Raw genomic sequence first — 15,713 nt, forward strand, 5'->3', positions numbered from 1 at the left:
TACGGCGTTTTCCCGCCTCGGCGCCTCGGGGATCAGCCCGCGAGGTTGTCCGCCAGCTCCTCGGAGAGGTTGGCCTCGGTGCTCGGGATACCGAGGTCGGAGGCGCGCTTGTCGGCCATCGCCAGCAGCCGTCGGATACGGCCGGCCACCGCGTCCTTGGTCAGCGGCGGGTCGGCCAGCGCGCCCAGCTCCTCCAGGGACGCCTGCTTGTGCTCCATGCGCAGCCGGCCCGCGGCGGCGAGGTGCTCGGGCACCTCCTCGCCCAGGATCTCCAGCGCCCGCTGCACCCGTGCCCCGGCGGCGACGGCGGCCCGCGCCGAACGGCGCAGGTTGGCGTCGTCGAAGTTGGCGAGCCGGTTGGCGGTGGCGCGGACCTCGCGCCGCATCCGGCGCTCCTCCCAGGCCAGCACCGACTCGTGCGCGCCGAGCCGGGTGAGCAGGGCGCCGATGGCGTCACCGTCGCGGACCACGACCCGGTCCACGCCCCGCACCTCGCGGGCCTTCGCGGCGATCGACAGCCTGCGGGCGGCGCCGACCAGCGCGAGCGCGGCCTCGGGGCCGGGGCAGGTGACCTCCAGCGAGGAGGACCGGCCGGGCTCGGTGAGCGAACCGTGCGCCAGGAAGGCACCGCGCCAGGCGGCCTCGGCGTCACAGGTGGCGCCGGAGACGACCTGCGGGGGCAGGCCCCGGATCGGGCGGCCCCGGCCGTCCACGAGGCCGGTCTGCCGGGCCAACTGGTCGCCGCCCGCCACGACCCGCACCACATAGCGCGAGCCGCGGCGCAGGCCGCCGGGCGCCATCACGATCAGCTCGGAGCTGTGGCCGAAGATCTCCAGGATGTCCCGCTTGAGGCGCCGGGCCGCCATCGCGGTGTCCAGCTCCGCCTCGATCACAATGCGCCCGCTCACCAGGTGGAGGCCGCCGGCGAACCGCAGAATGGCGGAGACCTCCGCCTTTCTGCAGCAGGTCCGGGTGACGGGAAGCCGGGAGATCTCATCCTTCACCGCTGCCGTCATCGCCATGGGCCGATCCTTCCATGCATCCGAAAAATACGGTCGTACGCGGCGGCCAGCAGCTCCGGATCGTGCCGGGGAGTTCCGTCGGTCCGGGCCACCGGCGCCAGCTCGACCGCGGCTCCCAGCCGCTTGGCGGCCTCGGTGAGCGAATCGCGGTCGGGCACGGCCGCCTCGTCGGCCAGCACCACGTCCAGGGCGAGTTTAGGGGCGTGTCGCCCCAAAACCTCCAAATGACGCTGCGGGGAGAAGCCCTCGGTTTCGCCGGGTTGCGGGGCGAGGTTCAGCGGGAGGACCCGGCGCGCCTTGGTCTGGGTGAGCGCGTCGAGCAGTTCGGGCACGAGGAGGTGCGGGATGACGGAGGAGAACCAGGAGCCCGGCCCGAGCACCACCCAGTCCGCGTCCAGCACCGCTTCGACCGCCTCCGGGACGGCGGGCGGGTCGGAGGGCACCAGGTGCACCGACTGCACCTCGCCCGGCGTCAGCGCGACCGTCGCCTGTCCCCGCACGGTGTCCACGTCCTCCGGCCGCGCCGGGTCGTGCCCCTTGACCAGGGCCTGCAGCTCCAGCGGCACGGCCGACATGGGCAGCACCCGGCCGTGCGCGCCGAGCAGCCTGCCGACCAGGTCCAGCGCCATGACATGGTCGCCGAGCTGCTCCCACAGGGCGACGATGAGCACATTGCCGACGGCGTGGTCGTGCAGGTCGCCCTGGGACTGGAAGCGGTGCTGGATGACCCGGGCCCAGGTCTGGCCCCACTCGTCGTCCCCGCACAGCGCGGCCAGCGCCTTGCGGAGGTCACCGGGCGGCAGCACGCCCAGCTCGTCGCGCAGGCGTCCGCTGGAGCCGCCGTCGTCGGCGACGGTGACCACGGCGGTGAGGTCACCGGTGATCCGGCGCAGCGCGGCGAGCGAGGCGGACAGGCCCATGCCGCCGCCGAGCGCGACCACCTTGGGCTGGGCGCCGCGTCTGCGGGGCCGCGCGCCCCGCACCTCGACGGGACGGGACGCGCGCGCCTCGGCGGCCGCGCGGCCGAGGCGTCCCTCGGGGACCACGCGGCGCAGGCCGCGCAGCCGCCGTGCACGGTCGGTCATTCGCGTCCCATGTCCCGGTGCACGACCACCGTCTCCACGCCCTCCGCCGCGAGGCGCGCCGCGAGCTTCTCCGACATGGCGACCGAGCGGTGCTTGCCGCCGGTGCAGCCGATGGCGATGGTCACGTACCGCTTGCCCTCGCGGCGGTAGCCGGCCGCGATCAGCCGGAGCAGCTCGGCGTACCGGTCGAGGAACTCCTTGGCGCCGGGCTGGTTGAAGACGTAGGAGGCGACCTCCTCGTTGACCCCGGTGAAGGGGCGCAGCTCCGGGACCCAGTGCGGGTTGGGCAGGAACCGCATGTCCGCGACCAGGTCGGCGTCGACCGGGAGGCCGTACTTGAAGCCGAAGGACATGACGGTGGCCCGCAGCTCGGGCTCCTCCTCGCCCGCGAACTGGGCGTCCATCTTGGCGCGCAGCTCGTGCACGTTGAGGCTGGAGGTGTCGATGACCAGGTCGGCGTCGCCGCGCAGCTCGCGCAGCAGTTCCCGCTCGGCGGCGATGCCGTCCACGATGCGGCCGTCGCCCTGGAGGGGGTGCGGGCGGCGCACCGACTCGAAGCGGCGCACCAGGGCATCCTCGGAGGACTCCAGGAAGACGATGCGCCGGGTGACGCCCCGGCTGTCGAGGTCCGCGAGGGACTCACGGAGGTTGTCGAAGAAGCGGCGGCCGCGCACGTCCACGACGACCGCGATCCGCGCCACGTTGCCCTGGGAGCGGGCGCCCAGCTCCACCATGGTGGGGATCAGGGCGGGCGGCAGGTTGTCGACGACGAACCAGCCGAGGTCCTCCAGGCACTTCGCGGCCGTCGAGCGGCCGGCCCCGGACATGCCGGAGATGATCACCAGCTCGGGGATGGGCGCATCGTTGGCCGCTGCCGGCGTGACGTCCTGACTCACCTGTGCTCCGTTGTCCTGTTCCGCCGCCCCTGGCGGGCTGTCGTCCGTCGCCGCGTGTGCGCGGTCCCGCTCGGCCGTGGGCCGTGCCTCGTGCTCGGTCATGTCTCCTGCCCCCGTCGGTCGTCCGGGAGGCCCGCGCTCACGGACTCTCCGGAGGAACCGCCCGTCGTGTCGGGTTCCTCTTCGTCAATGATCTCTCCGGTCGCCGTGTTCACGGCGGGTGCGGCCGGGGCCGAACGGGCGAGTGCCACCGCGATGGTCTCGGCCGTCTTCCGGCCTATGCCGGGTACTTCCTGGATCTGCTCGATGGTGGCGGCGCGCAGCCGCTTGACCGAGCCGAAGTGCTTGATGAGGGCCTGCTTGCGGGTCTCGCCGAGGCCGGGCACCTCGTCCAGCGGGCCGCTGCGCAGCCGCTTGGCGCGTTTGGCGCGCTGGTAGGTGATGGCGAAGCGGTGGGCCTCGTCGCGCACCCGCTGCAGGAGGTAGAGGCCCTCGCTGCTACGGGGCAGCACCACGGGGTCCTCCTCTCCGGGCACCCAGACCTCCTCCAGGCGCTTGGCGAGGCCGCACACGGCGATGTCGTCGATGCCCAGCTCGTCCAGCGCGCGCCGGGCGGCGGCGACCTGCGGACGGCCGCCGTCGACCACGACGAGTTGGGGCGGGTAGGCGAACTTCCTCGGGCGGCCGTCGTCGTCCTTGGGGCCGCCGATGAGCCCGTCATCCTCGCCCGGCAGGGGGACACCGGAGGGCGTGCCGTTGACCGGGGCGTCCTCGGCGCCCGCCCACTCGCCGGACTTCTCCTTCTCCGCCAGGTAGCGGCGGAAGCGGCGGGTGATCACCTCGTGCATGGAGCGGACGTCGTCCTGGCCGGCGAAGCCCTTGATCTGGAAGCGGCGGTACTCGTTCTTGCGCTGGAGGCCGTCCTCGAAGACGACCATGGAGGCCACCACGTCGTCGCCCTGGAGATGGGAGATGTCGTAGCACTCGATCCGCAGCGGGGCGCTGTCGAGGTCGAGGGCGTCGGCGATCTCCTCCAGCGCGCGCGAGCGGGTGGTGAGGTCGGAGGCGCGCTTGGTCTTGTGCAGCACGAGGGCCTGCTGGGCGTTGCGCTGGACGGTCTCCATCAGCGCCTTCTTGTCGCCGCGCTGCGGGATGCGCAGCGAGACGTTGGCCCCGCGCCGGACGGTCAGCCACTCCTGGACCGGCTCCACCGGGTCGGGCAGCGCCGGGACCAGCACCTCCTTGGGCACGGAGTCCCCGGTCTCCTCGCCGTAGAGCTGCTGGAGGGCGTGCTCGACCAGGGCGCCGGTGGTGATCTCCTCGACCTTGTCGGTGACCCAGCCGCGCTGGCCGCGCACCCGGCCGCCGCGCACGTGGAAGATCTGGACGGCGGCCTCCAGCTCGTCCTCGGCGACGGCGATGAGGTCGGCGTCGGTCGCGTCGGCGAGCACGACCGCGTTCTTCTCCATGGCCTTCTTCAGCGCGCCGACGTCGTCGCGCAGGCGGGCGGCCCGCTCGTACTCCATCTCGTCGGACGCCTCGGCCATCTGCTTCTCCAGGCGGCGGAGGTAGGTGCCGGTGCGGCCGGCCATGAAGTCGCAGAACTCCTCGGCCAGCTCGTAGTGGTCCTCCGGCGAGATCCGGCCGACGCAGGGCGCGGAGCACTTGCCGATGTACCCGAGCAGGCAGGGGCGGCCGGTGCGCTCGGCGTTCTTGAAGACACCGGCCGAGCAGGTGCGCACCGGGAAGACGCGCAGCAGCAGGTCGACGGTGTCCCGGATCGCCCACGCGTGGGCGTACGGACCGAAGTACCGCACCCCCTTCTTCTTGTGACCGCGCATCACCTGGACGCGCGGGAACTCCTCGTTCATCGTGACGGCGAGGTACGGGTAGCTCTTGTCGTCGCGGTACTTGACGTTGAACCGGGGGTCGTACTCCTTGATCCAGGAGTACTCCAGCTGCAGCGCCTCGACCTCCGTGGACACCACGGTCCACTCCACGGACGCGGCGGTGGTGACCATGGAGCGGGTGCGGGGGTGCAGGTTCGCCAGGTCCTGGAAGTAGTTCGCCAGGCGCTGGCGCAGGCTCTTCGCCTTTCCGACGTAGATCACCCGGCGGTGCTCGTCACGGAACCTGTACACCCCCGGAGAGTCGGGGATCTCGCCCGGCCTGGGGCGGTAGCTGGAGGGGTCGGCCATGACTCACACCCTACTGGCGAGCGCGGACACCGCGCCGGGCCTGTGGACAACGGTCGCGGAGCCGCCGGACCGGCCTGTGGACAACCGGGCCGGAGGGGGCTCCGGGGTGTCACGATCCAGGCCATGACGTGACCCAGGGTGTTGTCGGGGTCTGGTCAACACGCTTCAATGCGGGGGAACTCGGGGCCGCGCACTCGGCGCACACGAACGGCGTGCCCGCCCGCGAGCGCGCCCCCGGGGGGACGCGCTCGCGGGCGGGCCGGCACACGACCCCGCACCGCGGTCTGACCAGCCGTGGTGACACCTCACAGAAAGGCTTCTGTGCATGCCACATGTCACAGAGCACCCGGACCTCGCCTCCGCCGAGCTGGAGACGGCCCTGCGGAGCGGCCCCTTCCATGTGGCGCTGCGCGCCGCGATAACCGCCCGCGGGCTGCCGCTCCAGCGCGTGCAGCACCACCTCACGCGCCACGGGGTGAAGGTCGGCGTGACCAGCCTCAGCTACTGGCAGCAGGGCGCCCGCCGCCCCCAGCGCCCGGAGTCGCTGCGGGCCGTGCGCGCGCTGGAGGAGATCCTCCGGCTGCCCGAGGAGTCCCTGATCAGGCTGCTCGCCGAGGCGCCGGAGACGGCCGACGGCGACCGCCCGGCACCCCGCTCCTACCGCTCGCTGGTCGAGGCGTCCGACACCCTGGACCGGCTCCGGGCGGAGCTGGACTGGACGCCGGACGGCGGCATGCACACCCTCGGCCACCACGAACGCGTCCGCATCGGGGGACGGCGCGAGCTGGCGGGCCGGGAGTCCGAGCACATCGTGCGCGCCCACCGCGACGGCGTGGACCGCTTCGTCGCCGTCCACCACGGCGACCCCGGCTGCCGCCCCGCCGACATGGCCGTGCACGCGCTGGAGAACTGCCGCACCGGCCGGGTCCGGCTGGACCGGGAGACCGGTGTCCTGGTCGCCGAGCTGCTCTTCGGCACCCGGCTGCGCTCCGGCGACACCTTCCTGTTCCGGTACGGCATCACGGACGGCACCGCCGGGCCTTCGCACGAGTACGTCCACCGCTTCGGCTCACCGGGCGGCCAGTACGCGCTCCAGGTGCGGTTCGACGCGTCCGCGCTGCCGGCTCGCTGCCATCGCTTCACCCAGTTCTCCCCCGCCGCGCCGCGCGCGGGACGGCAGGAGCTGGCGGTCAGCGAGCCGCACCGCAGCGTCCATGTGGTGGAGCCGCGGGTGCGGCCGGGGACGGTGGGGATCGCCTGGGAGTGGGAGTGATCGCGCTCTGAGCGGGGGGTGACCGGCGTCAGGCGGCCGGCCCCGCGACGATCCGGCCGTCCGCCACCTTCACCGGCAGCTCGCTCAGCGGCTCGGTAGCCGGCGCCTGGACCACCTTGCCGGTGACGGCGTCGAACTCGCTGCCGTGGCAGGGGCAGACCAGGGTGGTGCCGCGCAGCTTGTTGATCACGCACCCCGCGTGCGTGCACACCAGGCTGTACGCCTTCAAGCCACCTTCGCCGTCCCGGCTGACCACCACGTTGTGGTCGCGGTAGAGCTTCGCGGCGCCCTTGGCCACCTCGCCCTCGGCCCCGAGGTCGACGGCAGAGGTGACCGCCGACGCGCCCTTGTCGTCCTGGGGAGCGGCGCAGGCGGCCAGCCCGAGCCCGGCGACCGGCGCCACGGCGGCTCCTCGGAGGACGGTACGGCGGCTCGCGGACGATCGGGCGGGCATCGGTCTCTCCACAGGTCGGGGGGTGTGCAAGGTGACCCTATCCGGGCGCAGGAGGTGGTTTCGGGGCGGGGGCGGGCGTACGCGCCTGCGGGGGTCTCCGCGCGCGGAAGCCTTCGCAAGCGCTTGCGCAAGCGTTTACGCACCGGTGGCCGATGGGATACCTTCCCGCCCGTGGGACCGACGGTGGTCGCCGTGGCCCGCACCCGCCCGCCGTGCTCCGGCCGGCGGCCGGGACCGCGTTCCGGGATCACGTGGGAGGGGAAGCGCGATGTCCACCATGGCCGACGTGGCCCGGAGCGCCGGTGTCTCCGTGGCGACCGTCTCCCACGTCCTCAACGGCACGCGCCCGGTGCTCCCCCACACCCGGCAGGCAGTACTGGACGCCGTCGAGGCCCTCGGCTACACGCCCAACTCCCTCGCCCGCTCCCTGGTGACCTCCCGGACCCGCTCCATCGGGCTCGCGGTGTCCGCGATCAGCAACCCGTACTTCACCGAGATCCTCCAGGGCGTGGAGGCGGCCGCACTGGAGGCGGGCTACAGCCTGCTCATCGCGGACCCGCACGACGACCCCGAGCACGAGCTGAAAGTGGTCCAACTGCTGCACGAGCGGCGGGTGGACGGCATGATCGTCGCACCCTCCGCCGAGCCGGGCGACCTCGTGGCGTACCTCCGGCGCCAGGCCGTACCGACGGTGCTGCTGGACCGGGTGCTGGGGCCGGCCGGACCTGGGCAGGGCGCGTTCGACCAGGTCTGCGCCGAGAACTCCGGGCCCATGGCCGAGCTGGTCACCCACCTCGCCTCGCTGGGACACCGGCGGATCGGCCTGGTCGCCGGGCTGCCGGGGCTCAGCACCACCAGCGAGCGGATTGCGGGGTACCGGCAGGGGCTCGCGGCGGCGGGGCTCGACGCCGACGACGCACTCGTGGTGTCCGGCAGCTCCGAGTCCACGGGTGCCGAGCGGGCCACGGCCGCGCTGCTCGCCCTGCCCGGTGCCCCCACGGCGCTGGTCACCGCCAACAACGCGATGACCATCGGCGCCCTGCGCGCACTGCGGGAGCGGGGCCTGAGCGTGCCCGGTGACATCGCGCTCGCCTGCTTCGACGACTTCGCCTGGGCCGACCTGTTCGCACCCCGGCTCACCGCGATCGCCCAGCCCAGCCGGGAGATGGGCGCCCAAGCCGTCCACGTGCTGCTGGACCGCCTGGCGGCGCCGGACCGGGAGGCGAGGACGGTACGGCTGCCCTGCGCCTTCGTCCACCGCACCTCCTGCGGCTGCCCGGAGCCCCGGCCGGCGGACACCGGGACCAGCATGGAATCGACCTCGCAGTCCGAGAAGGGAACCACTCCGTGATCGTCGTCGCCGGTGAGGCACTGATCGACCTGGTACCGCAGGGCCGTGGCGCCCTGGCCGGCCTCCAACCGGCGCTCGGCGGCGGCCCGTTCAACACCGCCGTGGCCCTCGGCCGGCTGGGCTCGCCGACCGCCTTCGCCTCCCGCGCCTCGCACGACGCCTTCGGCGAGGCCCTGCTCGACGGGCTGCGGCGGGCCGGGGTGGACGTCTCCGCGGTGCAGCGCGGCCCCGAACCGACCACCCTCGCGGTGGCCACCATCGACTCCGGCGGCTCGGCGGCGTACTCCTTCTACGTCGAGGGCACCGCCGACCGCCTCTTCACCACCCCGGCCGCCCTGCCCGAGGGCACCCGCGCGGTGTCCTTCGGCACCTGCTCACTCGCCCTGGAGCCGGGGGCGAGCGCCTACGAGGAGCTGATGCGGTCGGCCGCCGGCCAGGGGCTGTTCACCGCGCTCGACCCCAACATCCGGGCGGGCCTGATCCCGGACGCGGACGCCTACCGCGAGCGCTTCCGGGGCTGGCTGCCCTCGGTGACCCTGCTGAAGCTGTCCGAGGAGGACGCCCGTTGGCTGGGCGGCACCCCGCGCGAGTGGCTGGCCGCGGGACCGTCGGCCGTGGTCGTCACGCGGGGCGGCGACGGCCTCACCGTCTACACCGCCGACGGTTCCGAGCACCGGGTGCCCGGCGAGAAGGTCGACGTCGTGGACACCATCGGCGCCGGGGACACGGTGAACGCGGCCCTGCTGCACGGCCTGTCCACCCTGGACGCGCTGTCCGCGCGGGCGCTCGCCGGGCTGGGCCCGGACACCTGGCGGCGGCTGCTCGGCTTCGCCACGCGGGCGGCGGCGATCACCTGCTCACGGGCGGGCGCGGAGCCGCCCTACGCGGCCGAGCTGGGCGAGCTGTGACCGGCTGAAACGCCGAGCGGCGCCTCGCGGGGTGAGTCCGCGAGGCGCCGCTCGTATCAAGATCCGACGTCAGGCTTTGGGGGCCCGCGTCGTCTTCTTGGCGGCCGTCTTCTTGGCCGTGCCGGCCTTGGCGGTGGCGGTGTTGTTGGCCTTGGCCGGCACCGCCTTCGCCACCGTCTTCTTGGCCGTCTTCCGTGCCCGCGGGGTCTTCACCGGGCCCGCGTCGCTGACCCGGTCGGCGCCGAGGACCTCGCGCAGGAACTTGCCGGTGTGGCTGGCGGGGACCGCCGCGACCTCCTCGGGCGTGCCCTCGGCGACCACGAGACCACCGCCCGCGCCGCCCTCCGGGCCCATGTCGACGACCCAGTCCGCGGTCTTGATCACATCGAGGTTGTGCTCGATGACGACGACCGTGTTGCCCTTGTCCACCAGCCCGGAGAGGACCTTCAGCAGCTTGCTGATGTCCTCGAAGTGCAGACCGGTGGTCGGCTCGTCCAGGACGTAGACCGTGCGGCCGGTGGAGCGCTTCTGCAGCTCACTGGCGAGCTTGACGCGCTGCGCCTCGCCGCCGGACAGGGTGGTCGCGGACTGGCCGAGCCGGACGTAGCCGAGCCCGACGTCCTTCAGGGTGCGCAGGTGCCGGGAGATGGCGGGCACCGCCTCGAAGAAGTCGGTCGCCTCCTCGATCGGCATGTTCAGCACGTCGGCGATGGACTTGCCCTTGTAGTGGACCTCCAGGGTCTCCCGGTTGTACCGGGCGCCGTGGCAGACCTCGCACGGGACGTACACGTCCGGGAGGAAGTTCATCTCGATCTTGATCGTGCCGTCGCCCGAGCAGTTCTCGCAGCGGCCGCCCTTGACGTTGAAGGAGAAGCGGCCGGGCTGGTAGCCCCGCACCTTCGCCTCGGTGGTCTCGGCGAACAGCCTGCGCACGTGGTCGAAGACACCGGTGTACGTCGCCGGATTGGAGCGCGGGGTGCGTCCGATGGGCGACTGGTCGACGTGCACGACCTTGTCCACCAGGTCGTCGCCGTCCACGCGCGTGTGGCGGCCGGGGACGTTCCGCGCGCCGTTCAGCTCGCGGGCCAGGTGGGTGTACAGGATGTCGTTGACCAGGGTCGACTTGCCCGAGCCGGACACGCCGGTGACGGCTGTGAACACGCCCAGCGGGAAGGACACGTCGATGTCCTGGAGGTTGTTCTCCCGCGCGCCGCGCACGACGAGCTGCCGGGACGGGTCGAGCGGCCGGCGCACGTCCGGCAGCGGGATCGACTTACGGCCGGAGAGGTACTGGCCGGTCTGCGACTCGGCGTTGGCGAGCAGCTCCTTGAGGTGACCGCTGTGGACGACCTTGCCGCCGTGCTCACCGGCGCCCGGACCGATGTCCACGATCCAGTCGGCGACCTTGATGGTGTCCTCGTCGTGCTCGACCACGATGAGGGTGTTGCCCATGTCGCGGAGCCGGACCAGGGTCTCGATCAGCCGGTGGTTGTCCCGCTGGTGCAGACCGATGGACGGCTCGTCCAGCACGTAGAGCACGCCGACCAGGCCGGAGCCGATCTGCGTGGCCAGGCGGATGCGCTGGGCCTCGCCGCCGGACAAGGTGCCGGCCGCGCGGTTGAGGGAGAGGTAGTCCAGGCCGACGTCGACCAGGAAGCGCAGCCGCTCGTTGACCTCCTTCAGCACGCGCTCGGCGATCTTCTTGTCGCGGGCGTTGAGCTTCAGCTCGCCCAGGAAGTCCGCGCAGTCGCTGATCGACATCGCGGAGACCTCGGCGATCGACTTCCCCATGACGGAGACCGCGAGGACGATCGGCTTCAGCCGGGTGCCCTCGCAGGAGGGGCATGGCACCTCGCGCATGTAGCCCTCGAAGCGCTCCCGGCTGGCGTCGCTCTCGGCCTCGCTGTGCCGCCGCTTGACGAAGGGCACCGCGCCCTCGAACGGCGTGGTGTACACCCGCTCGCGGCCGTACCGGTTGCGGTAGCGGACCTCGATCTGCGTCTTGTGGCCGTACAGCAGGGCCTTCTTCGCGCGCTGGGGCAGCCCGGCGAAGGGGATGTCCGTACGGAAGCCGAGCGCGTCCGCGAGGGCGTTGATCAGCCGGCCGAAGTAGTCCTTGGTGTGACCGTGGGACCAGGGGTGGATGGCGCCCTCGTCGAGCGACTTGTCCTCGTCCGGGACGATCAGCTCCGCGTCGACCTCCATGCGCGTGCCGATGCCGGTGCACTCGGGGCAGGCGCCGAAGGGCGAGTTGAAGGAGAAGGAGCGCGGCTCCAGCTCCTCGAAGGACAGGTCGTCGTACGTGCAGTACAGGTGCTCCGAGAACATGCGCTCGCGCTCGGGGTCGTCCTCGGGGAGGTCGACGAAGTCGAGCACGACCATGCCGCCGGAGAGGCCGAGAGCGGTCTCCACCGAGTCGGTCAGGCGGCGCTTGGCGGAGTCCTTCACCGTGAGGCGGTCGACGACCACCTCGATGGTGTGCTTTTCCTGCTTCTTCAGGGTCGGCGGCTCGGACAACTGGATGGTCTGGCCGTCGACCCGCGCGCGGGAGTAGCCCTTGGTCTGGAGGTCGGCGAAGAGGTCGACGAACTCGCCCTTGCGCTCGCGCACCAGCGGGGAGAGCACCTGGAAGCGGCTGCCCTCGGGCAGCTCCAGCACCTTGTCCACGATGGCCTGCGGCGACTGGCGCGAGATGGGCCGGCCGCACTCGGGGCAGTGCGGCTTGCCGATGCGCGCGAAGAGCAGACGCAGGTAGTCGTAGACCTCGGTGATGGTGCCGACCGTGGAGCGCGGGTTGCGCGAGGTCGACTTCTGGTCGATGGAGACCGCGGGCGAGAGGCCCTCAATGAAGTCGACATCGGGCTTGTCCATCTGGCCGAGGAACTGGCGGGCGTACGAGGAGAGCGACTCCACGTAGCGGCGCTGGCCCTCGGCGAAGATGGTGTCGAAGGCCAGGGAGGACTTGCCCGACCCGGACAGGCCCGTGAAGACGATGAGCGCGTCACGCGGCAGGTCGAGCGAGACATTCTTCAGGTTGTGCTCGCGCGCGCCACGGACGATGAGACGGTCGGCCACGCCGGTCCGCACCTTTCTTCAGAGAAGTGACAGGGGCCGAGGCCCCGTGCTTCTTCGAGCCTAGGGGGAGCCACTGACAACGCCGGTCGGATTCCCGGATGCATAACAATCCCCAGCCACCCAGCATGCCCGACGCCGCCTTCGACGATATAGCACGCGCTTTCGAATTACGGAGGATGTTCGCCACCTTCACCCGAAGGAGTGGTCCCGCTAGGGTCGGGCCTCATGACCGATCACGCTCATGACCTGGCCCGTGTACAGGAAGCGACGGAACGGCTGCTCAGCGCGGCCGCCGCATTGGACAACGCGGCACTGGCCGAGCCGTCACGGCTTCCGGGCTGGACGCGCGGACATGTCCTCGCTCACATCGCCCGCAACGCCGACGCCCTCGTGAACGTCCTCGAGGGCCGCCCGATGTACGTGAGCGCCGAGACCCGCGACGCCGACATCGAGCGGGACGCCCCGCGCCCCTTGGAGACCCACCTCACCGACGTGCGCGACAGTGCGGCCCGGTTCGACGCGGCGGGTTCGGCGCCGGGCGACTGGGACCGCGTGGTGGAGCTGCGCAATGGCATCACCGATGTCGCGGCCCGGCTGCCGTTCCGGCGCTGGGTGGAGATCGAGCTGCACCACGTGGACCTCGGCGCCGGCTACGAGCTGGAGGACCTCCCGGCCGAGTTCACCGAGCGCGAGACCGAGTTCCTGGCCCAGCGCTTCCTGGGCCACCCCGACGTGCCCCCGACGCTGCTGAGCGACGGCACCCGGACCTGGAGCACCGGGCAGGAGGCCGATGATCCCGAGATCACCGTCACCGGCACTCCGGCCGACCTGCTGGGCTGGCTCGCCGGACGCCGCGAGGGGACCTCGCTGGAGGTGAAGGGCGGCGAGCTGCCCGCACTGCCCCCGCTGTGACACGGCGCCGGGCCGCCAACGCCCGCCCCGCTATAGGCTGATCGTCATGACGTACAGCGGCGAGGTCAGGGTCGGCGGTCCGGCGGACGTGCACGAGCTGAAGGACCTGATGATCACGAAGGTCGCGGTCGGCCCGATGAACAACAACGCCTATCTGCTGCGTTGCCGGGCCACCGACGAGCAGCTCCTGATCGACGCGGCCGCCGAGCCGCACACGCTCCTCACCATGATCGGCGAGGACGGCATCGCCTCCGTGGTCACCACCCATCAGCACGGCGACCACTGGCAGGCGCTCGGCGAGGTCGTCGGCGCCACCGGCGCGCGTACCTACGCCGGCCGGGAGGACGCCTCGGGCATCCCGGTCGCCACCGATGTGCCGGTCGACGACGGGGACGTGATCCGGGTCGGCCAGGTCGAGCTGACCGCGCGCCATCTGGTCGGGCACACGCCGGGCTCCATCGCGCTGGTCTACGACGACCCGCACGGCCACCCGCACGTCTTCACCGGCGACTGCCTCTTCCCCGGCGGTGTCGGCAACACCCACCAGGACCCCGAGGCGTTCGCCAGCCTGATCCACGACGTGGAGACGAAGATCTTCGACGCGCTGCCGGACGAGACCTGGGTCTACCCCGGCCACGGCGACGACACCAGCCTCGGTGCCGAGCGCCCGCATCTGCCGGAGTGGCACGCGCGCGGCTGGTGAGCCGGGGCGGCGCTCAGGCGTCGGCCCGCGCCGACCCCGCCAGCGTGGCGATCCGCTCCACCGCGAAGACGTACCCCTGCACCCCACAGCCCGCGATCACCCCGTCGGCGCGCAGCGAGACGTACGAGTGGTGCCGGAAGGACTCGCGCTGGTGGATGTTGGAGATGTGGACCTCCACCACGGGCAGGCCGTCGCAGGTGTTGAGCGCGTCCAGGATCGCCACCGAGGTGTGGGAGTAGGCGCCGGGGTTGATCACGATCCCGGCGTGTCCGAGCCGCGCCTCGTGAACCCAGTCCACCAACTGTCCCTCGTGGTTGGACTGCCGGCAGTCCACCGTGCCGCCGTACGCGGCCGCCGCCTCGGCGCACAGGGCCTCCACGTCGGCCAGCGTGTCCTTGCCGTAGATCTCGGGCTGCCGCTGGCCGAGGAGGTTCAGGTTGGGCCCGTTGAGGATCATGATCGGGGCGCTGGCCAGGCTGCGGGGCACGGTGGTTTCCTCCGGGTGCGTCGGGGGCGGCCGGCAGGGCGGCCACTGGTCGCACCCGGTCTATCACGGGCCGTTTTCGGGCCTGGCGGGGCACCTCCGGCTAGGGGTTGAGGGCCAGTTCCAGGTAGGCGGCGAAGATGACCAGGTGGACACCGCCCTGGAGCGGGGTGGCGCGGCCGGGTACGACCGTGAGCGAGGCGACGACCACGGTGAGCGCGAGCAACAGCATGTGCGTGGAGCCGAGGCCCAGCACGAGCGGTCCGGAGAGCCAGATGGACGCCAGGGCGACGGCCGGGATGGTCAGCCCGATGCTGGCCATGGCGGAGCCCAGCGCGAGGTTGAGGCTGGTCTGGACCCGGTCGCGGCGGGCGGCGCGCAGCGCGGCGATGGTCTCCGGGAGCAGCACCAGCAGGGCGATGATCACACCGACGACGGCCGGAGGGAGCCCCGCGCCTTCCACCCCGGACTCGATGGTGGGCGAGACGCCCTTGGCGAGACCGACCACGCCGACGAGGGCGAGGCCGAGCAGGCCGAGGCTGATCCAGGCCCGGCGGGCGGTCGGGGGCGCCGCGTGGTCGGCCCCGGTGATGATGTCGCCCTCCTTGGTGACCGGCAGGAAGTAGTCGCGGTGCCGCACGGTCTGGGTGGTGACGAAGAGGCCGTAGAGGATCAGCGAGGAGAAGGCCGCGAACGTCAGTTGCACGGAGGAGAACTCGGGGCCGGGCTTGCTGGTCGTGAAGGTCGGCAGCACCAGGCTGAGGGTGGCCAGCGTGGCGACCGTCGCCAGGGCGGCCCCGGTGCCCTCGGGGTTGAACACGGCGGTGCCGTGCCGCAGGGAGCCGACCAGGAGGCAGATGCCGACGATGCCGTTGCAGGTGATCATCACGGCGGCGAACACCGTGTCGCGAGCCAGCGTGGCGCTCTTGTCCCCGCCGTCCACCATGAGGGTGACGATCAGTGCCACCTCGATGATGGTGACGGCGATGGCGAGCACCAGGGAGCCGAAGGGTTCGCCCACCCGGTGGGCGACGACCTCGGCGTGGTGCACGGCGGCCAGCACGGACCCGGCGAGCACGAGGGTGATCAGGGCGACGACCGCGCCGGGCAGGCCGCGGCCCCAGGTGAAGACGAGGAGGACGACCGCGAGCACCGGCACGAGGAGCGTCCACCGCGCGGCGAGCGACCTGAGCCGAGTGATCATGCAGTGATGGTGGCAGAGGCGTACAGGGTTCGCATTCCGTTCGTTTCGTCCGGCGCACCGATCGGGCGGGCGCGGGGGGTTCGGTCGGAGCGGAGCCTTCCCGTGCGGAAGGTGCCGGGCTGCGGCACCTTCCGCACGGGTCGGCTGC

The 15,713-nt window shown here is 72.2% G+C and carries 13 protein-coding genes; 5 read left to right on the plus strand and 8 right to left on the minus strand.

What is annotated here, in order from left to right; all coding sequences use genetic code 11:
* Positions 1-32: 32 nt before the first annotated feature.
* From whiA to uvrC, 4 genes are read right to left on the minus strand one after another with little or no spacing between them, the layout of a single operon-like run.
* Positions 33-1,022, minus strand: coding sequence for a DNA-binding protein WhiA (gene whiA / locus E5083_RS10765; RefSeq protein ID WP_030809753.1), 990 nt, complete (start codon positions 1,020-1,022; stop codon positions 33-35).
* Complete coding sequence (locus E5083_RS10770) at positions 1,013-2,107, minus strand: gluconeogenesis factor YvcK family protein (protein ID WP_135785426.1); 1,095 nt, start codon at positions 2,105-2,107, stop codon at positions 1,013-1,015. The genes whiA and E5083_RS10770 overlap by 10 nt, the downstream gene beginning before the upstream one ends.
* Positions 2,104-3,105, minus strand: a complete 1,002-nt coding sequence (gene rapZ / locus E5083_RS10775; protein WP_031182822.1) for an RNase adapter RapZ — start codon at positions 3,103-3,105, stop codon at positions 2,104-2,106. Before rapZ ends, E5083_RS10770 begins: the two co-directional genes overlap by 4 nt.
* Positions 3,102-5,201: an excinuclease ABC subunit UvrC gene (uvrC, locus tag E5083_RS10780; RefSeq protein ID WP_135785427.1), complete on the minus strand. Its 2,100-nt coding sequence runs from the start codon at positions 5,199-5,201 to the stop codon at positions 3,102-3,104. The genes rapZ and uvrC overlap by 4 nt, the downstream gene beginning before the upstream one ends.
* 325 nt (positions 5,202-5,526) lie before the next feature.
* Between uvrC and E5083_RS10785 the strand changes: the two genes are divergently transcribed.
* Positions 5,527-6,474, plus strand: coding sequence for a hypothetical protein (locus E5083_RS10785; protein WP_135785428.1), 948 nt, complete (start codon positions 5,527-5,529; stop codon positions 6,472-6,474).
* 28 nt (positions 6,475-6,502) lie between these two features.
* Here the strand turns inward: E5083_RS10785 and E5083_RS10790 are convergent, their stop codons facing one another.
* The gene (locus E5083_RS10790; RefSeq protein WP_135785429.1) at positions 6,503-6,928 is read right to left on the minus strand and encodes a Rieske (2Fe-2S) protein; all 426 of its coding nucleotides are present in this window, start codon (positions 6,926-6,928) and stop codon (positions 6,503-6,505) included.
* Between the two features lie 268 nt (positions 6,929-7,196).
* Between E5083_RS10790 and E5083_RS10795 the strand changes: the two genes are divergently transcribed.
* Together E5083_RS10795 and E5083_RS10800 are read left to right on the plus strand one after the other, a co-directional pair.
* Positions 7,197-8,279: a LacI family DNA-binding transcriptional regulator gene (locus E5083_RS10795; RefSeq protein ID WP_135785430.1), complete on the plus strand. Its 1,083-nt coding sequence runs from the start codon at positions 7,197-7,199 to the stop codon at positions 8,277-8,279.
* Positions 8,276-9,187: a carbohydrate kinase family protein gene (locus E5083_RS10800; protein ID WP_135785431.1), complete on the plus strand. Its 912-nt coding sequence runs from the start codon at positions 8,276-8,278 to the stop codon at positions 9,185-9,187. The genes E5083_RS10795 and E5083_RS10800 overlap by 4 nt, the downstream gene beginning before the upstream one ends.
* Positions 9,188-9,256: 69 nt before the next feature.
* On the opposite strand, the gene uvrA is transcribed toward E5083_RS10800, so the two are convergent.
* On the minus strand, positions 9,257-12,262 hold the full coding sequence (gene uvrA, locus E5083_RS10805; protein WP_135785432.1) for an excinuclease ABC subunit UvrA: 3,006 nt from the start codon (positions 12,260-12,262) through the stop codon (positions 9,257-9,259).
* A 225-nt stretch (positions 12,263-12,487) separates the two neighbouring features.
* Between uvrA and E5083_RS10810 the strand changes: the two genes are divergently transcribed.
* Entirely contained in the window at positions 12,488-13,174 is a 687-nt protein-coding gene (locus E5083_RS10810; RefSeq protein ID WP_135785433.1) for a maleylpyruvate isomerase family mycothiol-dependent enzyme, read from the plus strand.
* A gap of 46 nt (positions 13,175-13,220) precedes the next feature.
* Positions 13,221-13,877 carry an MBL fold metallo-hydrolase gene (locus E5083_RS10815; RefSeq protein ID WP_135785434.1) on the plus strand — a complete coding sequence of 219 codons (657 nt, stop codon included), beginning with the start codon at positions 13,221-13,223 and terminating at the stop codon, positions 13,875-13,877.
* 13 nt (positions 13,878-13,890) lie between these two features.
* On the opposite strand, the gene aroQ is transcribed toward E5083_RS10815, so the two are convergent.
* Positions 13,891-14,364, minus strand: a complete 474-nt coding sequence (aroQ, locus tag E5083_RS10820) for a type II 3-dehydroquinate dehydratase (protein WP_135785435.1) — start codon at positions 14,362-14,364, stop codon at positions 13,891-13,893.
* Between the two features lie 100 nt (positions 14,365-14,464).
* A complete protein-coding gene (locus tag E5083_RS10825; RefSeq protein WP_135785436.1) occupies positions 14,465-15,565 on the minus strand; it encodes a calcium:cation antiporter in 1,101 nt (366 codons plus the stop codon).
* Between the last annotated feature and the right edge of the window lie 148 nt (positions 15,566-15,713).

The organism is Streptomyces bauhiniae, assembly GCF_004784475.1.
Classification (GTDB): Bacteria; Actinomycetota; Actinomycetes; order Streptomycetales; family Streptomycetaceae; genus Streptomyces; species Streptomyces seoulensis.

Coding starts and splice junctions, on each gene's coding strand:
- whiA (WP_030809753.1), bottom strand. CDS start 1,022: ATGGCGATGACGGCAGCGGTGAAGGATGAGATCTCCCGGCTTCCCGTC.
- E5083_RS10770 (WP_135785426.1), bottom strand. CDS start 2,107: ATGACCGACCGTGCACGGCGGCTGCGCGGCCTGCGCCGCGTGGTCCCC.
- rapZ (WP_031182822.1), bottom strand. CDS start 3,105: ATGACCGAGCACGAGGCACGGCCCACGGCCGAGCGGGACCGCGCACAC.
- uvrC (WP_135785427.1), bottom strand. CDS start 5,201: ATGGCCGACCCCTCCAGCTACCGCCCCAGGCCGGGCGAGATCCCCGAC.
- E5083_RS10785 (WP_135785428.1), top strand. CDS start 5,527: ATGCCACATGTCACAGAGCACCCGGACCTCGCCTCCGCCGAGCTGGAG.
- E5083_RS10790 (WP_135785429.1), bottom strand. CDS start 6,928: ATGCCCGCCCGATCGTCCGCGAGCCGCCGTACCGTCCTCCGAGGAGCC.
- E5083_RS10795 (WP_135785430.1), top strand. CDS start 7,197: ATGTCCACCATGGCCGACGTGGCCCGGAGCGCCGGTGTCTCCGTGGCG.
- E5083_RS10810 (WP_135785433.1), top strand. CDS start 12,488: ATGACCGATCACGCTCATGACCTGGCCCGTGTACAGGAAGCGACGGAA.
- E5083_RS10815 (WP_135785434.1), top strand. CDS start 13,221: ATGACGTACAGCGGCGAGGTCAGGGTCGGCGGTCCGGCGGACGTGCAC.
- E5083_RS10825 (WP_135785436.1), bottom strand. CDS start 15,565: ATGATCACTCGGCTCAGGTCGCTCGCCGCGCGGTGGACGCTCCTCGTG.